19 protein-coding genes are annotated in these 19,018 nt (G+C 36.8%); 11 read left to right on the top strand and 8 right to left on the bottom strand.

All coding sequences use genetic code 11. The annotated features are described in order from the left end of the window. The first annotated feature begins 124 nt into the window (after window positions 1-124). The 7 genes from EXIGUO8A_RS06755 to EXIGUO8A_RS06725 all read left to right on the top strand — a co-directional run bounded on the left by EXIGUO8A_RS06755 (window position 125) and on the right by EXIGUO8A_RS06725 (window position 6,953). Window positions 125-1,117 carry a beta-ketoacyl-ACP synthase III gene (locus EXIGUO8A_RS06755; RefSeq protein ID WP_159302507.1) on the top strand — a complete coding sequence of 331 codons (993 nt, stop codon included), beginning with the start codon at window positions 125-127 and terminating at the stop codon, window positions 1,115-1,117. A gap of 34 nt (window positions 1,118-1,151) precedes the next feature. Next, the gene (gene accB, locus EXIGUO8A_RS06750; protein WP_116771488.1) at window positions 1,152-1,649 is read left to right on the top strand and encodes an acetyl-CoA carboxylase biotin carboxyl carrier protein; all 498 of its coding nucleotides are present in this window, start codon (window positions 1,152-1,154) and stop codon (window positions 1,647-1,649) included. Between the two features lie 84 nt (window positions 1,650-1,733). Beyond that, the gene (gene accC, locus EXIGUO8A_RS06745) at window positions 1,734-3,086 is read left to right on the top strand and encodes an acetyl-CoA carboxylase biotin carboxylase subunit (RefSeq protein ID WP_116771487.1); all 1,353 of its coding nucleotides are present in this window, start codon (window positions 1,734-1,736) and stop codon (window positions 3,084-3,086) included. A gap of 87 nt (window positions 3,087-3,173) precedes the next feature. Continuing rightward, window positions 3,174-4,289, top strand: a complete 1,116-nt coding sequence (locus EXIGUO8A_RS06740; RefSeq protein WP_159302506.1) for an NAD(P)/FAD-dependent oxidoreductase — start codon at window positions 3,174-3,176, stop codon at window positions 4,287-4,289. A gap of 170 nt (window positions 4,290-4,459) precedes the next feature. After that, window positions 4,460-5,071: a hypothetical protein gene (locus tag EXIGUO8A_RS06735; protein WP_159302505.1), complete on the top strand. Its 612-nt coding sequence runs from the start codon at window positions 4,460-4,462 to the stop codon at window positions 5,069-5,071. Further along, the gene (locus EXIGUO8A_RS06730) at window positions 5,058-5,528 is read left to right on the top strand and encodes a GreA/GreB family elongation factor (RefSeq protein ID WP_317164579.1); all 471 of its coding nucleotides are present in this window, start codon (window positions 5,058-5,060) and stop codon (window positions 5,526-5,528) included. The genes EXIGUO8A_RS06735 and EXIGUO8A_RS06730 overlap by 14 nt, the downstream gene beginning before the upstream one ends. A 96-nt stretch (window positions 5,529-5,624) precedes the next feature. Beyond that, on the top strand, window positions 5,625-6,953 hold the full coding sequence (locus EXIGUO8A_RS06725) for a GntP family permease (RefSeq protein ID WP_159302504.1): 1,329 nt from the start codon (window positions 5,625-5,627) through the stop codon (window positions 6,951-6,953). Window positions 6,954-6,963: 10 nt separating this feature from the next. On the opposite strand, the gene arfB is transcribed toward EXIGUO8A_RS06725, so the two are convergent. The 7 genes from arfB to EXIGUO8A_RS06690 all read right to left on the bottom strand — a co-directional run bounded on the left by arfB (window position 6,964) and on the right by EXIGUO8A_RS06690 (window position 14,236). After that, window positions 6,964-7,365: an alternative ribosome rescue aminoacyl-tRNA hydrolase ArfB gene (gene arfB / locus EXIGUO8A_RS06720; RefSeq protein ID WP_159302503.1), complete on the bottom strand. Its 402-nt coding sequence runs from the start codon at window positions 7,363-7,365 to the stop codon at window positions 6,964-6,966. A gap of 87 nt (window positions 7,366-7,452) precedes the next feature. Beyond that, window positions 7,453-8,442, bottom strand: a complete 990-nt coding sequence (locus EXIGUO8A_RS06715) for an ABC transporter ATP-binding protein (protein WP_159302502.1) — start codon at window positions 8,440-8,442, stop codon at window positions 7,453-7,455. Window positions 8,443-8,527: 85 nt separating this feature from the next. After that, on the bottom strand, window positions 8,528-10,684 hold the full coding sequence (locus EXIGUO8A_RS06710; protein WP_159302501.1) for a prolyl oligopeptidase family serine peptidase: 2,157 nt from the start codon (window positions 10,682-10,684) through the stop codon (window positions 8,528-8,530). A gap of 86 nt (window positions 10,685-10,770) precedes the next feature. Further along, entirely contained in the window at window positions 10,771-11,760 is a 990-nt protein-coding gene (locus tag EXIGUO8A_RS06705; RefSeq protein WP_159302500.1) for an aspartate-semialdehyde dehydrogenase, read from the bottom strand. 239 nt (window positions 11,761-11,999) lie between these two features. Next, window positions 12,000-12,407 carry a large conductance mechanosensitive channel protein MscL gene (gene mscL, locus EXIGUO8A_RS06700; RefSeq protein ID WP_116771478.1) on the bottom strand — a complete coding sequence of 136 codons (408 nt, stop codon included), beginning with the start codon at window positions 12,405-12,407 and terminating at the stop codon, window positions 12,000-12,002. 85 nt (window positions 12,408-12,492) lie between these two features. Continuing rightward, window positions 12,493-13,599, bottom strand: a complete 1,107-nt coding sequence (gene alr, locus EXIGUO8A_RS06695) for an alanine racemase (protein WP_159302499.1) — start codon at window positions 13,597-13,599, stop codon at window positions 12,493-12,495. Further along, window positions 13,592-14,236 (bottom strand): thymidine kinase, encoded by a 645-nt coding sequence (locus tag EXIGUO8A_RS06690; protein WP_159302498.1) that lies wholly within the window; start codon window positions 14,234-14,236, stop codon window positions 13,592-13,594. The genes alr and EXIGUO8A_RS06690 overlap by 8 nt, the downstream gene beginning before the upstream one ends. A gap of 104 nt (window positions 14,237-14,340) precedes the next feature. On the opposite strand from EXIGUO8A_RS06690, the gene EXIGUO8A_RS06685 reads away from it, so the two are divergent. Next, window positions 14,341-15,033 carry a hypothetical protein gene (locus EXIGUO8A_RS06685; RefSeq protein ID WP_116771475.1) on the top strand — a complete coding sequence of 231 codons (693 nt, stop codon included), beginning with the start codon at window positions 14,341-14,343 and terminating at the stop codon, window positions 15,031-15,033. A gap of 155 nt (window positions 15,034-15,188) precedes the next feature. Then, window positions 15,189-15,860, top strand: coding sequence for a 16S rRNA (cytidine(1402)-2'-O)-methyltransferase (rsmI, locus tag EXIGUO8A_RS06680; protein WP_159302497.1), 672 nt, complete (start codon window positions 15,189-15,191; stop codon window positions 15,858-15,860). A 16-nt stretch (window positions 15,861-15,876) separates the two neighbouring features. Here rsmI and EXIGUO8A_RS06675 read toward each other — a convergent pair whose 3' ends face one another. Further along, window positions 15,877-17,418 (bottom strand): hypothetical protein, encoded by a 1,542-nt coding sequence (locus EXIGUO8A_RS06675; protein ID WP_159302496.1) that lies wholly within the window; start codon window positions 17,416-17,418, stop codon window positions 15,877-15,879. Window positions 17,419-17,590: 172 nt separating this feature from the next. On the opposite strand from EXIGUO8A_RS06675, the gene EXIGUO8A_RS06670 reads away from it, so the two are divergent. Beyond that, window positions 17,591-17,962: a hypothetical protein gene (locus tag EXIGUO8A_RS06670; protein WP_074670646.1), complete on the top strand. Its 372-nt coding sequence runs from the start codon at window positions 17,591-17,593 to the stop codon at window positions 17,960-17,962. Between the two features lie 216 nt (window positions 17,963-18,178). Beyond that, window positions 18,179-18,973 carry an MbnP family protein gene (locus tag EXIGUO8A_RS06665; protein WP_236564448.1) on the top strand — a complete coding sequence of 265 codons (795 nt, stop codon included), beginning with the start codon at window positions 18,179-18,181 and terminating at the stop codon, window positions 18,971-18,973. Window positions 18,974-19,018 lie beyond the last annotated feature (45 nt).

The raw sequence follows: 19,018 nt of genomic DNA, 5'->3' as shown, positions 1-19,018 counted from the left end.
CTTTGTGCTATCAATTGCAATTTTTCAAAAACCCGATAACTTTAGGCGAAAAGTCGTTGAAAATGACTAATTTTCATGACTTTTGACTCGTTTTTTAAGTTTTTTACAAGAAAGCAAATAAAGTATGACCAAAATTACAGCAGCTATTACCGCAGTAGGAGGCTATGTTCCCCAGTTTGTAATGACGAACAAAATGCTCGAGGAAATGGTTGACACCAATGATGAATGGATTACTACCAGAACAGGTATTAAGGAAAGAAGGGTGTTAAAAAAGGAAGAAGGGGAAGGTACTTCGTATTTGGCCATTAAAGCGGCCCAAGACCTAATGGAAAAGAAAGGACTTGATGCTGCTGAAATAGATTTGGTAATCGTAGCTACTGCTACCCCAGATAGTATGGTGGCTTCAACAGCTGCTTTCGTTGCATCTGAAATAGGTGCGGTAAATGCTTTTGCATATGATTTATTGGCGGCATGTTCTAGTTTTCTATTTGGAATGTCAACGGTTGCGGGCCATATTGAGACCGGCAGATATAAAAAAGTATTATTAATAGGTGCCGATAAAATGTCATCTATAATTGACTATACAGATAGAACTACCTGTATTATTTTTGGTGATGGTGCCGGTGCAGTACTTTTTGAACCAAATACAGAAGGATTTGGTTTGCAAGATGAGTACCTTAGAGCAGACGGTTCTGGACGACAATACCTTGGTATGGAAGGTGGCGGTTCTTTAATGCCGGCCACTATAGAAAGTGTTACCAATAAAAAGCATTTCATTTTTCAAGAAGGTAAAACAGTATTTAAGTTCGCTGTTTCCAATATGGCCAATGTAGCGGCAAAGATTATGGAAAGAAATGAACTTACCGAAAAAGATGTTAATTGGTTAGTGCCGCATCAAGCGAACAAACGAATCATTGATGCCACTGCCAAAAGAATGGGTGTAGATGATTCTAAAGTATTAATGAACATACAACGTTATGGTAATACTACATCTGCTACATTACCACTTTTATTATTCGATTACGAAAAACAGCTTAAAAAAGGAGATAATCTAGTTTTTGCTGCCTTTGGTGGTGGTTTTACTTGGGGTTCTATCTACCTTAAATGGGCATATTAACTAACAACAACTACCAATTATAACTTAGAGAAATATGGATATTAAAGAGATTCAAAGCCTTATCAAGTTTGTAGCTAAGTCTGGTGCTAGCGAGGTAAAACTCGAGACTGATGATATCAAGATCACCATTCGTACAGGAAGCTTATCGGGCAATTCTGAGCCAACGTATGTACATACAATGCCAATGGCACAGCCAGCAATGCCAGCACCTGTAGCACCTGCAGCTGCAGAGCCACAACAAGCGGCAGCCCCTGCAAGTGAAGCAGAGCAGAAAAAAGCTGATGATGATAAGTATATTACCATCAAGTCTCCTATCATAGGTACTTTTTATAGAAAACCATCTCCAGACAAACCTGTGTTTGTAGAAGTAGGAGATACTATCGGAACCGGAGATGTACTTTGTGTTATTGAAGCAATGAAATTGTTCAACGATATAGAGTCTGAAGTTTCTGGTAAGATTGTCAAGATTTTGGTAGATGACTCTTCTCCAGTTGAGTTCGATCAGCCATTATTTTTGGTAGACCCTTCTTAACTAAATTTTGAGTAGAAATTGTTAGATACCGTTAATTAACGGTGTGTAAGAATCATGTAGAACCAAGAACTTAAAATTTAAAAGATGTTTAAAAAAATACTGATTGCCAATAGGGGAGAAATCGCTTTGCGTGTTATCCGTACCTGTAAAGAAATGGGTATTAAAACGGTAGCCGTATATAGTAAGGCAGATGAAGAAAGTTTGCATGTACGTTTTGCAGATGAGGCCGTATGTATTGGTCCTGCCGCTAGTAGCGAATCTTATTTAAAGATCCCTAACATAATTGCAGCTGCAGAGATTACAAATGCAGATGCTATTCACCCAGGGTATGGTTTTCTTTCTGAAAACTCAAAATTCTCACGTATCTGTGCAGAACACGATATAAAATTCATTGGTGCATCTGGAGATCAAATTGACCGTATGGGCGATAAGGCCACAGCCAAGCAAACCATGAAAGAAGCCGGTGTACCTTGTGTACCTGGTTCAGAAGGTCTTTTAAAAGATGTTGCCGATGCTAAGAAGGTGGCCAAAAAAATGGGCTATCCTGTAATGATCAAAGCTACTGCCGGTGGTGGTGGTAAAGGTATGCGTGCCGTGATGTCTGAGGACAAAATGGAAGAGCTTTTTGATAGCGCCGTAAATGAAGCAACCGCTGCCTTTGGTAATGGTGGTATGTATATGGAAAAGCTGATCGAGGAGCCAAGGCATATTGAAATTCAAATTGTAGGTGATCAATTCGGTAAAGCATGTCACCTGTCTGAAAGAGATTGTTCCGTACAGCGTCGTCACCAGAAGTTGACAGAAGAAACTCCGTCACCATTTATGACAGATAAATTAAGGGAAGCAATGGGTGAAGCTGCGGTTAAAGCTGCAGAATACATAAAATATGAAGGTGCGGGTACCATAGAATTTTTGGTAGATAAACACCGTAAATTCTACTTTATGGAGATGAATACCCGTATTCAAGTAGAGCACCCTATTACCGAGCAGGTTATTGATTATGATTTAATTCGTGAGCAAATATTGGTAGCTGCAGGTGTGCCAATTTCAGGTAAAAACTACCTTCCAAAATTACATTCTATAGAGTGTAGAATTAATGCGGAAGATCCTTATAACAATTTTAGACCATCGCCAGGTAAGATTACTACCTTACATACACCAGGTGGTCATGGGGTACGAATGGATACGCACGTATATAGTGGGTACAGTATTCCTCCAAATTATGATTCTATGATCGCTAAGTTGATTACCACTGCCCAAACTAGGGAAGAGGCAATCAATAAAATGAAACGCGCCTTAGATGAATTCGTAATTGAGGGAATAAAGACTACGATACCTTTTCACAGGCAGTTAATGGACCATCCAGATTATTTGGCGGGTAATTATACCACAGCCTTTATGGATGATTTTAAAATGGATCCTGAGACAGAACATTAAAAGCAAAACTCCAACAGCAATGTTGGAGTTTTTTTTGTCTTTTTTTAAGATTGATTTTCTATCTTATAGTACATTCAAAATACTACTATGCAGCTAAGCTACTGGGAACGTAAATCATGGTTTTCAAATATCGATTTTACCATTATCGGTAGTGGTATTGTGGGTTTAAATTGTGCTTTGGAATTAAGAAGAAAGCATCCTAAGTCGCGCATATTAATTTTAGAAAAGGGTAAGCTTCCCCAAGGTGCTAGTACTAAAAATGCGGGGTTCGCCTGTTTTGGCAGTATTTCAGAAATCTTATCCGACCTTAAAACACATTCAGAACAAGAAGTAGTGCAATTGGTGCAAGATAGGTTTAACGGTATACAAACACTTCGTACACTGTTAGGCGATGGTACCATAGGTTTCGAGAATAATGGAGGGCATGAATTATTTCTGGAAAAAGACAAAGCTTTATACGGGCAATGTCTAGAGAAGATCAAAACTATTAATGAGTTATTGCATTCGGTTTTTAAGAATGATGCGTTCAAAATTATGCCAAATGATTTTGGTTTTAAAGGAATCAATGAAAACTACATTTCCCAAGTTTTTGAAGGGCAGATCGACACCGGAAAAATGATGATTTCTTTAATGCAATTGGCACAACGAAAAGGCATTATGATTTTGAATGCTACTGAAGTAAACGCTTATGACGAATTATTGGAGAAAGTTGTTATTAGAACAGATGAATTGGACTTCGCCACAAAGAAGTTGTTGATCGCCACTAATGGCTTCGCTTCTCAATTCGTATCGGAAAATGTGAAACCTGCTAGAGCTCAGGTTTTGATTACAAAACCAATTAAAAACCTTCACATAAAGGGAACGTTTCACCTAGAAGAAGGCTATTATTATTTCCGTAATATCGATAATCGAATATTATTGGGTGGTGGTAGAAATTTAGATTTTAAAACAGAGGAAACTACCAAATTGGGGACAACCGATCTTGTGGAAAATAAACTTAGAGAATTATTAAAGTCCGTCATTTTACCCAATACCGATTTTGAAATAGATTATAGCTGGAGCGGTATTATGGGTGTTGGGCAACAAAAGAAACCGATATTAAAACAGATCTCTGGTAATGTATTTTGCGGAGTACGTTTAGGCGGTATGGGTATTGCCATTGGCAGTACGATCGGTAAAAAATTAGCAAATTTAATTGATTGAATTTCACCCCGTTTATCCTGTTTTTTTAAATCTTATCCAAAAGAGGGTTGTTCTCTTAATTTTATTTATAAATTGTATGCCCCCTCAGCTTATCTATTACCCTATATGCACTTTCGGTTTGCCTTAGAACAGTAAACTGTTAAGATGGTTTGTAATAGCATGTAAACTATATGAGAATAATATTTAAAAGAATAGCTACAGCTGTGCTAACAGTTGTACTAAGCATGGCTTGCCTAACCAGTTGCGGATTGACCAAAAATCGTTATCAACGAGAATACGCAAGAGTATGGAAAGAACATATTAAAAGCGAGGCTTGGAAACAATCGCTAATAGCAGATAATTCGTATACCAAAGATGATCTTTACGCTAGTACAGATGCTGAAATGACCTTGGCTGAAGAGGAAGCAAACGTTTCTGGATTTTATGCCACATACGAAGCTTTGGTTTCTAAAGCATATTTTAAGATCATTACCGAAGCTGAAAAAGCAGATGCAAAAATTACGGCTGATTATAAAATGCTACGCAATAATGAATCAGATGTTAAAATAGACAAGAAAAGAGCACAAGCAATTACAAAACGCTACGAAGCTCATAAAGCCATGCTAAGCGGATTAAAATCATGGAATATTTTTAGCGAAGACCGCTCTGGTGATTTGGAGTATTTTAAGGCTGAAAATGAAATAGAGATTCAAAAAATGCTAAGTGCTGGTGAAAGTGACAATCAAATTGTAAATTACTTGATCTATAAACTGGCAGATTTGTACCACATTGAAGGAAATTGATTCACTAGACATTCTAAAAAAAGACGCTTACCATTTTTGTGTTCAATTCGTTAACGATAGGTTGGCAAGAATACAGGGTCAAATTAAAGAACTGGAGTCTGCCTTAACCTCAGAGACAAAAAGCAGTGCTGGCGATAAACATGAAACCGGTCGTGCCATGATCCAGTTAGAGCGCGAAAAAATGGGTCGGCAATTGGCAGAACTGGAAAAAACGCAACAACTACTTTCAAAAGTACCTAAAGACAGAAACGCCCCAACGGTAGGGTTGGGTAGTTTGGTTATTACTGATTCATTTATTTATTTCATAGCGATATCGGCAGGTGAGTTTAAGAGTAATACCAAGTCGGTCTATTGTATTTCTGCGGCTACGCCTATTGGTAAACTTGTCTTTGGCAAAAAAGTGGGGGAAAGCGTAAGTTTTAATGGTAAGAAGTTAACGATAGTTGGTATTCAATAATTAGCTAACTTATACTGCCTTTGTATACAGCATATTTGGTGAAGGATAAATTTCGTAACCAATTAATCTTAGGTGAAAATTTATGTAAAACTGATTATGGAAATACTTTACTTACTTATTGCGGTCATTGCCATAATAATATTGACGACTAGGCTTAAGGTACATGCTTTTTTGGCGTTGTTCATCATTTCAATTCTATACGGTATTTTTGCCGGTATGCCCTATGGCGATATCATAGTTTCTATTAATGACGGATTTGGCGGTACGCTTGGTAAAATAGGATTGATCATTGTTCTCGGAGTTATTATCGGAGCATTTTTAGAACATACAGGCGGTGCATTTGCAATTGCTGAAAAAGTTCTAGGGGTCATTGGTAGAAAACGAGTACCTACGGCAATGGGCATTATTGGTTACATTGTTTCTATTCCTGTATTTGCAGATAGTGGTTTCATGCTACTACATCCTTTGAATAAAAGTCTCTCAAAAAAAGCTAAAATCTCCATTGCGGGTCCTGCAATAGCATTAGGTTTGGGCTTAATGGCATCGCACACCATGGTGCCACCAACTCCGGGTCCTATAGCTGCGGCAGGTATTCTTGGGGCAGATTTAGGTTTGGTCATCGCCTTCGGTTTTCCAACAAGTATTGTTGCTTTGGTAGTTGGTATCATTTTCGCAAAAAAGTATGCCTCTAAAACAATAATAGCGCCAGATGTTGAGGTAGCGCTAGAAGCGGAAAAGGTAATTAAAGATTCACCTAGTGCCTTAAAATCATCTATTCCTATTTTGGTTCCTATTTTTCTTATTGTGCTAAAATCGGTATTAAATTCTATGGAAATAGCACAAGAAAACAGATGGTTAGATATAATCAATTTTTTAGGTGAGCCAGTTATATCATTATTGATAGGAGTCTTTTTATGCCTGCTTTTACCAAAAAAGTTAGACTATGATATGCTTTCTTCAGCTGGCTGGGTAGGTAAGGCAATAAAAGATGCCGCGTCTATTCTATTAATAACAGGGGCAGGAGGAATTTTTGGTAAAATATTACAGAACTCGGGCATTGCAGAAATTTTAGGACAAACTTTAACGGATTATAATATGGGTATTTTTCTGCCTTTTGTTTTGGCTGCCGCATTAAAAACCGCACAAGGCTCATCTACCGTGGCCTTGGTAACAACAGCCTCTATAATAATGCCTATGATGTCATCGTTAGGGTTTGATACAGAAATACAGAAAGCTCTTGTTGTAGTGGTTATAGGCGCAGGTTCTGCTGTAATTTCCCATGCAAATGACAGCTTCTTTTGGGTAGTGACACAAATGAGTGGCATGAACGTAAAAACAGGGTATAGACTCTTTGGTCTGGGTACGGGAATTTTGGGGCTTACCGGCGCAATTACGGTTTTTGTATTCTATTCTATTTTTGCTTAAAACAAACGGGTTAATAGTCCGGTTTACTTCTATTGATTTTTTTTAGAGAAGCAATTTTCTTGCTCTTCAGTCTTTTTTCAATAGACGATCTGGTGGGTTTACTTTTCTTTCGTGCTTTAGGTACGACCAATGATTTTTCTATAAGTTTCAAGAACCTTTTGATAACCAATTCTTTGTTTTTGTGTTGACTACGAGATTCATCGCACTGTAAAATTAATAGACCTTCTTTACTGAGTTTGTTGTCTAATTTAAGGATAAGCCGCTTTTTTTCTCTATCTGTTAATCCTGCAGAAGCTTCTATGTGAAATGCTAATTCAACTTTTGAAGACACCTTATTTGCATGCTGACCACCCGGGCCACTACTTCTAATGGCCTTAAATTGTAACTCGGTAAGTATTTGTTCTTGGTTCACAACAGGTTTTTATCAAATGTAAGCAAAAGCAAGTCTTACTTTTTAAAGCAAAATAGAGATTTAAAAAAGTGAAGTAAAAGTAATCTATTAAATAGATGCAGCTTCTTGTATACGTTGGTTTATGGTTTCTATGGCAACATTTAAAAAGACCTCTTTCCCTTTAGGGTACAACTTGTCTGCATTGAAATATATGGTTTCATTATCATCACTTTTACTCTCAGTTAGATAATGACTGCCCATTGGGTATGCTTTTTCTACCGTAACATGAAATCCTTGTGAAGGTGAAACACGAAACTCATGGGCATACACTATAATCTTTCTTTTGGTATTCGCATATGTTTTAAGAACATCGATAGAAATCATACTTGCCTCACCAAATAATGACGCAACATATAAACTTTTTGGGTTTTTATATAATTCCATAGGTCTTGCCCGTGCTATAATTTCGTTATCTCGCAGTACAACAGCTCTATCGGCAAAAGGTAGCACATCGTTGACATCATGTGTGGCAACTATGGTCGTTATTCTATGCTCTTTTAAATAGTTGAACATATTGCGTCGTAAACTATTCTTTAGAAAATTGTCAATATGGCTAAATGGTTCATCTAACAGTAATACCTCGGGTTTTTGTGCTAAAACCCTGGCTAAGGCAACTCGTTGTTGTTGGCCACCGCTTAATGTTTTTACCTTTTTGTCGGCGTACTCTGTCAGCTCTATCATTTCTAAAAGCTCTTGAGTTCTTTCCTTTAATTCATCAGGATAAAAAACAGAAAGATATTGGCTTATATTTTCGGCCACTGAGATAAACGGCATGAGGTCAAAATCTTGAGAAAGATATTTCATGAATGGCATACCAGGCACTAAGTTGTAAGCCGGACCTAAAATTTGTTCATCTTCCCAAAAGATTTCACCTTGTTCCAAGTCCATCAATCCATATAAAATCTTAAGTAAGGTACTTTTTCCGCACCCACTTTCTCCAATAATAGCGACATGTTCTCCACGTTGAATACGGAGGTTAATAGACTCTAGTACTGGAAGTTTGTCATAAGAAAATGATAGGTTCTCTACTCGTAACATGCTTTTGTGCTTAGAACTGTAAAAATGAAAAATCCGTTCCAATTTGAAACGGATTTTTCGATAATTTATTGATTTAAAAAAATAATTACTCTTTAAATTCTTTTAATACGCTTTGGTTAGGAAGCTCGGTATACCCCATATTAAAAAGAGTAAAACCAAAAATATCGGCATATTGTTCAATGGTTTTACTAACGGGTGTACCCGCTCCATGCCCGGCATTGGTTTCAATACGAATTAATGTTGGGTTGGTACCTTCTTGCTTTTCTTGAAGTTCTGCCGCAAATTTAAAACTGTGGGCAGGTACAACCCTGTCATCATGGTCGCCCGTAGTAACCAAGGTTGCTGGGTATGTAGTGCCCGCTTTAACGTTATGCACGGGAGAATAACCTTTTAGGTACTTAAACATTTCATCACTGTCTTCTGCCGTTCCATAATCATAGGCCCAGCCCGCACCAGCCGTAAAGGTATGGTAGCGTAACATGTCCATAACACCTACTGCAGGTAAAGCTACTTGCATTAAGTCGGGTCTTTGCGTCATTGTGGCACCAACTAACAAACCGCCATTAGAACCTCCACGAATAGCTAAGTACTCTTTTGAAGTGTATTTATTTTCAACAAGGTATTCTGCAGCGGCAATAAAGTCATCGAATACATTTTGCTTTTTGGTCTTAATGCCCGCATCATGCCATTTTTTGCCATATTCACCACCACCACGAAGATTTGGTACCGCATAAATTCCGCCTTGTTCCATCCAAACAGCGTTTCCGATACTGAACGACGGAGTTAAGCTTACATTGAATCCGCCATAGGCATAAAGAATGGTAGGGTTTTTACCATTTAGTTCAGTATCCTTTTTATAGGTAATGATCATGGGAACTTTAGTACCGTCCTTAGAATTATAGAATACTTGTTCAGAGGTATAGTTTTCGGGATTGAAATCTATATCTGGTTTCCAGTACAGTTCATATTCACCGTTTTCAACATTGTATTTGTAGGTAGAGCCAGGTGTGTTGTAGTTGGTGAAAGAAAAATACAGTTCTCTATCTTCTTTTTCACCACCAAATCCGCCGACCGAACCAATACCTGGCAATGCAACTTCACGAATTAGTTTACCGTCATAATCATATTGATTTACCTTAGAAATAGCATCTACCATGTACTCGGTAAAGAAGTAGCCTCCTCCAGTGCTAGGGCTGAGTACATTTTCGGTCTCCGGTATAAAATCTACCCAATTTTTAGCTTCAGGGTTACTGGCATCTACGGTTACAATTTTCTTATTAGGAGCATTTCTATTCGTAACTATGTAGAGTTTAGAACCAACATTGTCAATTACATAGTTGTCAGAATCTGTATCTTCTACTATTGGGATAAGCAATCCGTTAGGGTCTTCTAAATTTCTGATGAATAATTTATTGCCAGAGGTAGAAACAGATGCACTGATCAATAGGTATTTATTGTCTTCGGTAACATTTGCACCTATATAACGATGTTTTTCTGTGGGTGTACCACCAAATATAAGTTCATCGTCTTTTTGAGAAGTACCTAGTTTATGATAGTATACTTTGTGTTGATCTGTTTTAGCCGATAGCTCGCTCCCTTTTGGTTTATCATAACTGGAATAGTAAAAACCATCGTTCCCTTTCCATGAAAGTCCGCTGAATTTAATATCAATTAATGTATCTTCCACTATTTCTTTGGTCTCAGCATTTAAAATTATTGCTTTACGCCAATCGCTGCCTCCTTCAGAAATAAGATAGGCAGCCAATGAGCCATCTTTAGTAAAGCTTAAACCAGCCAATGACGTAGTACCGTCTTCTGAGAAGGTATTTGGATCTAAAAATATTTCGGGATCCTCATCACCTTTGGCTCTATACACTACATATTGGTTTTGTAATCCGTCATTTTTATAGAAATAGGTATAGTCGCCTTTTTTAAACGGAGAACCTAGTTTTTCGTAGTTCCATAGTTTTTCCAATCTATTTTTCAGGTCGTTTCTAAATGGAATTTTTTCTAAATAACCGAAAGTAGTTTTGTTTTGATCTTTTACCCATGCTTCCGTTTCTGGACTTCTATCATCTTCTAGCCAGCGATATGGGTCTTTAACTTCGGTGCCAAAGTAATTGTCTACGGTATCAACTTTTGCGGTAACAGGATAATTCACGGTTATAGGTTCAGGTTTAGATTCGTTTTTACAGGAAGAGATTAGCGCAATGACAAGTAGCGCAGGTATTACTTTTTTCATGTGTAGTTGAGTTTGCACTAAAATACCATAAAAAAACCTTCAAAACAGTGAAGTTTTGAAGGTTTTAACGTTGTAAAGGATATAAATTAAACTAAGCCTTTTTCTACTAGGTATTCTGAGATTTGAACAGCGTTAGTTGCAGCCCCTTTTCTAAGGTTATCTGCAACGATCCACATATTCAATGTATTTCTTTGCGTTTCATCTCTACGTATACGACCAACAAAAACCTCATCTTTATCATGAGCATAGATTGGCATTGGGTAGGTATTTGTATCAGGATTATCTTGAACGGTAACACCAGGCATTTCGTTTAACAACTTGCGTACCTCATTCAGTTCAAAGTCATTTTCAAATTCAACGTTAACGGATTCGGAGTGACCACCAGCGGTAGGAATACGTACGGCAGTTGCACTAACCGAAAATGTACGATCATCTAATATTTTCTGTGGCTCACGAGCCAGTTTCATTTCTTCTTTAGTATAACCGTTCTCTAAGAAAACATCGCAATGAGGTAAAGCATTTCTACCGATAGGGTAAGGATAAGCCATTTCGCCTTGTACACCCGCAATTTCATTTTCCAGTTGTTTTACCGCTTTAACCCCTGTACCGGATACAGATTGGTAGGTAGAAACAACTACCCGTTTCATTTTATACTTTTTGTGTAATGGGTGTAGGGCCATAACCAACTGTATGGTAGAACAGTTAGGGTTGGCTATAATTTTATCTTCAGCGGTAAGCTCATGAGCATTGATTTCTGGAACCACTAATTTTTTGGTAGGGTCCATTCTCCAAGCAGAAGAATTATCCACTACGGTTGTACCTACTTCGGCAAATTTTGGAGCCCATTTTAAAGATGTATCTCCACCTGCAGAAAATATGGCAATATTAGGTCTTGCGGCAACGGCATCTGCTAAACCAATAACCGTATATTCATTTCCTTTAAAGGTCATTTTTTTACCTACAGAACGTTCAGAGGCTACCAATAATAACTCCGTTAAAGGGAAATTACGCTCAGCCAATACTTTCAACATTACATCGCCAACCATGCCTGTGGCACCAATTACAGCTACTTTCATTTGTAAAACAATTATATTAAGCGGCAAAAATACGTATTACTGATACTTGCACAAGCAAAAAAGAAAAGAATAATCAAAATATAACAAAATGTTTATTTTGTAACAATTGTTTGTTTTGCTTCTATCGAATGGATAATCAAAAAAAGAACCGTCAACGTTGTTAGCGAAACAGCGTTGACGGTTTAAGTTAAAATATGTTGCAGTGCAACGGCTCCCTTATAAAAAGGGCGTATTTTAAATTACTTTTTTAAAGCATCCCTAATCTCTATCAATAGTTCTTCAGCAGTAGGTCCTTTTGGAGCTTCTTCTACTGGAGCTGGTGGAGTTTTTGTTTTGTTGTAAGCTTTAACAATCATAAACAATACAAAACCAACGATAATTAAGTTGATAATAGCATTGATCCACTTACCGTAAAGAATAGCATTTTCTGGTTTTGTTACTGACCCGTCTGCAGCAACAACTGCTTCGTCCAATACAACTTTCATATCAGCAAAATCTACACCTCCGCTAAAGTGACCAACGATTGGCATCATGATATCGCCAACGAATCCGCTAACAACTAATCCCATAGCACCTGCAAGTAATACGGCTACGGCTAAATCTATGACATTACCTGTCATAATAAACTCCTTAAATTCTTTTAACATGTTTCTAATGTTTTTTATTAATGGTTAATATAATAAGTGTAGCAATTTACTAAAAAAAACGATTCCTTAAATAAATGTTAACAAATCAATGAACGATTGTTCTTTTAATTCGCTGAGAAAGACCCGTTAACAGTTCATATGAAATGGTTTGTGCCGTTTCGGCAAATTCGCTTGCTGGTAAAGATTTACCAAAAATAATTACTTCATCTCCTTCTTCACATGCTATGTTGGTAACATCGATCATAATCATATCCATACACACATTTCCGATAATTGGTGCTAGTTGACCATGAACGCTAACATAGGTTTTTCCATGACCATATTCTCTACCGATACCATCGGCGTGGCCCAGAGGTAAGGTAGCGGTTACCGTATCTTTCTCAGAGGTGTATTTTCGATTATATCCTACAGATTCTCCTGAACGAATAATATGCTTTTGAGCAATGATGGTTTTTAAGGTCATCACCGGTTGTAATTGCTCATCAATATAAGGTTCATTGCCATAGCCATACAGTCCTATACCACTTCGTACCATATCACATTGCGCATGAGTGTAATTAATGATACCCGATGTGTTGAGAACATGCTTAAGAATGCTATGTTCAAATAGCGAATCTACCTGTTTACAGATATCACTGAAACGGGTCAATTGCAGGTTGGTGAATTCTTTTTCTTCGTGGTCTTCTGTTGCTGCTAAATGTGATAAAACGGCAATGACTTTAATTGTTTTTTGTTGATGAATCAAGTTTAAAATATCTGGCAGTTCATCCGCAGAAAAACCTAATCTATTAAGTCCGGTATTAAATTTCAAATGAACCGGATACTCATGTATATTCAAGGTACTTGCCGTTGCTATAAAATCCGATAAAATAGATAACGAATAAATACTTGGTTCAAGCTGATGTTCGATCAACGTTGCAAAATGTATTTTTTGTGGGTGCAAGACCAAAATAGGTGCTGTTATACCACCTTCTCTAAGGGCTATGCCCTCGTTGACATATGCGACGGCAAAATAGTCGGCTCCCAAACCTTGCAAATGGTTGGCTATGGCAACCGACTCGCTACCGTAGGCGTATGCTTTTACAACCGCCATAAATTTGGTGTCAGGCTTAATTTTGGATCGTAAAAAGTTGTAATTATGACCAAGTGCATTTAGGTCAATTTCTAAAACGGTCTCTTCTGCCTTAGCCATTTTTACTTTTTTTGGTGGTATTGACCACTTCAGAATTTACATCTATGGTTTTTACTTTCTCTTTGAGCATCGCCTTATAAAATGCACCTCTGCTTAAAGGTTCATATTCATTTACCTCACCTAGCATTACCAGTTTGTCGTTGCTGGATTTTCTAAAACTATAATTGGCTAAATTTCCGGTACGGGTACAAATGGCGTGTACTTTGGTGACATATTCTGCAGTGGCCATAAGTGCTGGCATGGGACCGAATGGTTTTCCTTTAAAATCCATGTCCAGACCTGCAACGATTACTCTAACACCTTTATTGGCCAAGTCGTTGCAAACGGTAACTATTTCATCATCAAAGAATTGAGCTTCGTCAATGCCAATAACATCACAAGTATCTGCCAATATGCGAATGTTGGCAGCTGCAGGTACAGGTGTAGACCTAATTTCATTGGCATCGTGCGATACTACCATTTCATCATCATAACGGGTATCTACCATTGGCTTAAAGATTTCAACCTTTAATTTGGCAAATTGGGCACGCTTAAGTCTACGGATCAATTCTTCTGTCTTTCCAGAAAACATAGAGCCGGCAATGACTTCTATCCAGCCGAATTGTTCTTTATGATTAACTGTGTTTTCAAGAAACATTTTGTAATTTTAGACGAAAATAACTGGATTTTCGTTTATTCTTTAAAGATGATAAAGGTATTTAAAAATCCTGCTATTTAGGTCTTGACCCTAAAAATTGTACTATGAAAAATAAGTTGAAACTGGAATTGAGAAAGTTATCTACAGAAATTTTGACTGCAGAGAACTTAGATGATGTTACAAGTTTGTATGAGATTTCTAAAAACTTGTATGAAAAATTAGCGGTATTAAAGTTTATTGAGGTAGAGCTCAATGATATGGAAGTTGATGTTTCTAAGAATGCGATAGCTGCTAAATTTGAAGAGATGGCCAACGCCGTATTGGATTCAAATAAATCGGTACCGGAAAGTAACCCGCATGAAGAAGATATCATCCAGTACCCAGGTATGGATACTATTAAAGGATTTGTTTCTGAAATGCCTAGCAGCGATGAATTAGAGGATGTTTTGACGGAGTTTATGTCAAAGCCAGATTTAATGAAGAATGACAAAGAATTATTTACCCCTACCAAAGCAGATTTAAAACAGGCGGAAGCATTGCCAAAGTCTCTTAATGATCGTTTGGCAAAGAGTAACGTAAAAATTGACTTAAACGATCGCTTGGCATTTGTTAAGCATTTGTTTAATGATAGTATGGAAGATTATAACCGTGTACTATCTCAATTAAATACGATAGACACCGAAGAACGATCAATAGCTTTTATAAAGAATATGGTTAAGCCCGATTATAATAATTGGGTAGGTAAAGAAGCTTTTGAAGAACGCTTTGTTGAACTGGTTTCGCGTAGATTCTCTTAATAATTACAATATTTGTAACGTAGACCCAGCACTTGTGTTGGGTTTTTTAATAGATAATGGAAATTTAAATAGTTCTTACGTTACGTAAAATTCTAATTTAAATTTGCAATTCAATGCTTTAAGGTCGTGCCTTAAGGTTGTTCACGATAGAATATATGGGAAAGCTGTATTTGGTGCCAACACCAATTGGTAATTTAGAGGATATGACCTTTAGGGCCATTCGGGTATTAAAGGAGGTAGATTTAATTTTGGCGGAAGATACCCGTACCAGTGGGAAGCTTTTGCACCATTTTGAAATTGGTACGCAAATGAAAAGTCACCACATGCATAATGAGCATAAAATGGTCGATTTTTTAGTGGGAAAGCTAAAGGGAGGTGAGAACATCGCATTGATTTCAGATGCAGGCACACCTGCAATTTCCGATCCAGGATTTTTGTTAACACGTGCATGTGTAGAAGCGGGCATTGAAGTTGAATGTTTACCAGGGGCAACAGCGTTTGTTCCAGCATTGGTCAATAGTGGCTTACCCAATGATAAGTTTGTTTTCGAAGGATTTTTACCCGTAAAAAAAGGAAGACAAACACGTTTAAAATTATTGGCTGAAGAACCACGCACTATTATCTTTTATGAATCTCCACATAAACTTTTAAAGACCTTGGACAATTTTGTAGAATATTTTGGAGCAGAAAGACCTATTTCTGTTTCTAGAGAGTTGACCAAACTCTACGAAGAAACCGTTCGAGGTACTGCCGAAGAAGTTTTAAAACATTTTACCGAAAAACCGCCAAAAGGGGAAATTGTTATTATTGTTGGGGGGAATAAATAATAGTTTTACACTTAAATTAAAGTGAATTTAAATCTACATATTCTACAACAATTTTAGAATTTGAAATATTTTCTACAGCAATATATAAAGTATCGTTAACAATAGTTAAGCCTTCAATATCCACTAAACTCGGATCTATACTTTCAAAATTGATAGAGGTTTCTACAAAAGAATTTGTTTCTACATTTAAGACACCAAAAAAGAAGTTTGGCTCATTCTCCACAAAAGGTAATTTACCAGAAACAAAGATTAGATTCTCATATCTGCAAGCTGTAGTTTCAAATATTCCTTTAGGTAAATCAAAATAATCTAAAGAGCCATTATCCAAGTTGTATTTAAAACCGGTTTTAATTAATTCATATGGATTTGAGTTCTCAACTAATCCGCCAAAAACATATAAATCAGAATCAACTATTTCTCCTTCTGCAATAGTCCTTGATTCCTCTATGGTAAAAACATCTTGTAAATCATAAGTGCTATTGTTTAAACTTCGGATTTTGAAAGGAACTTTTGGATTGTCTAGAACAGTTAAATCTCCTCCAAGTAAATACACTTGAGAATCAACGGCTGCAGAACCAGCTCTTGATAAATTAGAAGCATATGGGTAGGTACTAATTTCAGAATCCAATGTATTTTTCATTGTTGATACTCGTCCTGAACCCACAACCACTAATTGATCATCAATTAAATGTAATCTGCTTGAAGTAAATTCGGAACCAGTATACGTTATTTCGGTAGAATCCAGAACCTGCGAATTAATATCATATTTGTAGACCCTTCTAACTCTTGGGGAACTGCTATCATCACGGTAAGATAGATATAAACTGTTGGTGTTATTGCTCCCTACAAATCCAGTAGTTTTACCATAGCTGGTAATATTGTTGAAATTTGCAAATGATTTAAAGTTAATGTTAGTGGGAGCTATTTTATAATCGTCACTAGTTTTTTGGACCAATGAAACCATTAACTTGGAATTAGTGGCTTCATCAACTATAATTTCACCGGTAATTGTATTTTCAGTGTCCTTGATCAGTGTAAACTCTGGATGTACTATTTCTATATTATCATTAATTATAAAGTCAAGCTCCACAGGCGACGAATAATTATCATTCGCGACTGATGAATTTGCATCAGCAATATGGTTTATACCTTTTCTCTTTTTCCAGGTTAAAATACCTGATACTTCATCGGAAGAATTAGAAGACGTAAAAATAAACTCATCATCCAAAATGTTGCTATTAGCGGTAACATCTAATGTCCCCGTAGCATTAACTAATGAAGCGCTTGAAATGTGCCAAGTCTTTTTTACTCCATTATTTAATGTATTCTCAATTAAAAGCTGAAGTAAATCATTCTTTGATTGCAATATTTCTTGCTCTGATGGTCCTTCTGGTAAAGGTTCTACAATTTCTTCTTCCGGTTCTTCGACCTCCTCGGTTATTTGATCATCATCATTATCAATAACGATGTCCTCATTTGAAGAGCAGGCTATAATAAAGATAAACAAGAATGAAAATGTGAATTTAATCGAAGATAACCTTAGGAGTCTATTGCTCATATTATAAATGCAAAAGGGTTTGTATATTGAAATATAACGTTTCTTTTCTGACTTTCTGATACTCATAAAACGCTGTTTACCTAAATCATTTAAAATCAATAGCCCTAAGTGTTAATTTGGAGAAATAAATAAGAAATTTTCAAAATGAGAATTACCTTTACTCCAGTTTAGCATGAAAAAAATTCTCACATATACCTTTATTCTTCTTTACCTCACTGCAATGGTAAAGCCAGTATTGCCTGTGTTAGAATATGTGATAAATCAAGATTATATTGCTGAAGTACTGTGTATCAATAAAGACAAGCCCATGCTTAATTGTGATGGTAAATGTTACTTGGCACAAATGATCAAAGAGCAACAAGAAAAAGATCATCAAGATATACCTTCTGCCGATCTTCGCGAATATCCTATTGGCTTTGTAAATATTCTTGATGTTGATTTTGAAAGTGTATTGATTAAAACAGCTTTGGTTTCAATGCATCCTAACTTGAACGAACAACAGTTTATATCTACTGTTTTTCGTCCACCAAATTTCATCTCCTAAATAGCATTGTAGATTAGGCAAGCTTATTTAAAGTGATGCCCAGCTATGTGTTATTACCACGGCTCAAATCCTGAAGTCGGGGGTAACTGATCAATTTTTTTATTTAAAAATATCTTATGCCTGTGCATAAGGTGAAACCATTACAATGACAAGAATGCAATAAGCCAATTTTACATGGCTTCTGCATTCAAAATAATATATCAACAGATGAAATTTATGTATAAAATTTTAGCAATAACGTTAGTATTAACCCTAGTTGTTAGTTGTAGCAGCGATGATGATACTGCTACGGAATTAACTGGCGAGAACAGTGTAACACTTGAATTTGATAACAGTTTTGGTTCAGACGATTTGTTGTTGGCTACATCTAGTTATACCAATTCGCAAAATGAAACATTGATAATTACAAGGCTCAATTATATCGTCAGTAATTTTCGTTTAACCAATGATCAAGGTGAAACTTTTACTTATGAAAAAGATGACAGCTACTTTGTTACCAGTGAAGAAACCGGTGATACAGAGGTAGTGTTAGAGAATATACCTGCAGGAACCTATGTGTCTATCACTTTTGGTGTGGGTGTAGATCAAGAAAAGTACCTACAAGGTGCCGAAGGCCAGGGCGATTTTTTAACTGTAGCAGAAGAGACCAACATGATGTGGTCATGGCAAGCAGGGTATAAATTCTTGAACTACGAGGGTTCATTCACTTCAGAGACCGTTACCGAAGCAACCGACTTTAAAGTACATATGGGTAGCCATGGTTCTAGTTTGGATAACTACAAAGAGGTAACCTTAAGCTTGGATACAGATGCTTTAGTAAGTGATGAGATGTCGCCCATTATTCATTTAGTGGCAGATGCAAATGCCATATTAGATGGTGAAAACAAACTGTCGTTGACCGAGCAATCTGTAATTATGGTGAGCGAAGAAAAGTCGCCACAAGTCGCTACAAATACCGCAAGCATGTTTTCTGTAGACCACGTTCATAACGGCACAGGAGATTCACACTAAATACATTAGGGTCGCTCAACGGGCGGCCCTAATTTTAAAATAATA

The sequence above is a fragment of the Maribacter litoralis genome (assembly GCF_902506355.1).
Classification (GTDB): Bacteria; Bacteroidota; Bacteroidia; order Flavobacteriales; family Flavobacteriaceae; genus Maribacter; species Maribacter litoralis.
The sequence above is the reverse complement of the archived record's forward strand: the minus strand, read 5'-3'. Positions and strand labels throughout refer to the sequence as shown.

Bases quoted from the DNA above. Each gene is read 5' to 3' on its own strand.
- EXIGUO8A_RS06665 (WP_236564448.1), top strand. From the start codon at position 18,179: ATGTATAAAATTTTAGCAATAACGTTAGTATTAACCCTAGTTGTTAGT.
- mscL (WP_116771478.1), bottom strand. From the start codon at position 12,407: ATGTTAAAAGAATTTAAGGAGTTTATTATGACAGGTAATGTCATAGAT.
- alr (WP_159302499.1), bottom strand. From the start codon at position 13,599: ATGGCTAAGGCAGAAGAGACCGTTTTAGAAATTGACCTAAATGCACTT.
- EXIGUO8A_RS06715 (WP_159302502.1), bottom strand. From the start codon at position 8,442: ATGTTACGAGTAGAGAACCTATCATTTTCTTATGACAAACTTCCAGTA.
- EXIGUO8A_RS06755 (WP_159302507.1), top strand. From the start codon at position 125: ATGACCAAAATTACAGCAGCTATTACCGCAGTAGGAGGCTATGTTCCC.
- EXIGUO8A_RS06685 (WP_116771475.1), top strand. From the start codon at position 14,341: ATGAAAAATAAGTTGAAACTGGAATTGAGAAAGTTATCTACAGAAATT.
- EXIGUO8A_RS06690 (WP_159302498.1), bottom strand. From the start codon at position 14,236: ATGTTTCTTGAAAACACAGTTAATCATAAAGAACAATTCGGCTGGATA.
- EXIGUO8A_RS06705 (WP_159302500.1), bottom strand. From the start codon at position 11,760: ATGAAAGTAGCTGTAATTGGTGCCACAGGCATGGTTGGCGATGTAATG.
- EXIGUO8A_RS06735 (WP_159302505.1), top strand. From the start codon at position 4,460: ATGAGAATAATATTTAAAAGAATAGCTACAGCTGTGCTAACAGTTGTA.
- EXIGUO8A_RS06725 (WP_159302504.1), top strand. From the start codon at position 5,625: ATGGAAATACTTTACTTACTTATTGCGGTCATTGCCATAATAATATTG.
- rsmI (WP_159302497.1), top strand. From the start codon at position 15,189: ATGGGAAAGCTGTATTTGGTGCCAACACCAATTGGTAATTTAGAGGAT.
- EXIGUO8A_RS06710 (WP_159302501.1), bottom strand. From the start codon at position 10,684: ATGAAAAAAGTAATACCTGCGCTACTTGTCATTGCGCTAATCTCTTCC.
- accC (WP_116771487.1), top strand. From the start codon at position 1,734: ATGTTTAAAAAAATACTGATTGCCAATAGGGGAGAAATCGCTTTGCGT.
- EXIGUO8A_RS06675 (WP_159302496.1), bottom strand. From the start codon at position 17,418: ATGAGCAATAGACTCCTAAGGTTATCTTCGATTAAATTCACATTTTCA.
- EXIGUO8A_RS06740 (WP_159302506.1), top strand. From the start codon at position 3,174: ATGCAGCTAAGCTACTGGGAACGTAAATCATGGTTTTCAAATATCGAT.
- accB (WP_116771488.1), top strand. From the start codon at position 1,152: ATGGATATTAAAGAGATTCAAAGCCTTATCAAGTTTGTAGCTAAGTCT.
- EXIGUO8A_RS06670 (WP_074670646.1), top strand. From the start codon at position 17,591: ATGAAAAAAATTCTCACATATACCTTTATTCTTCTTTACCTCACTGCA.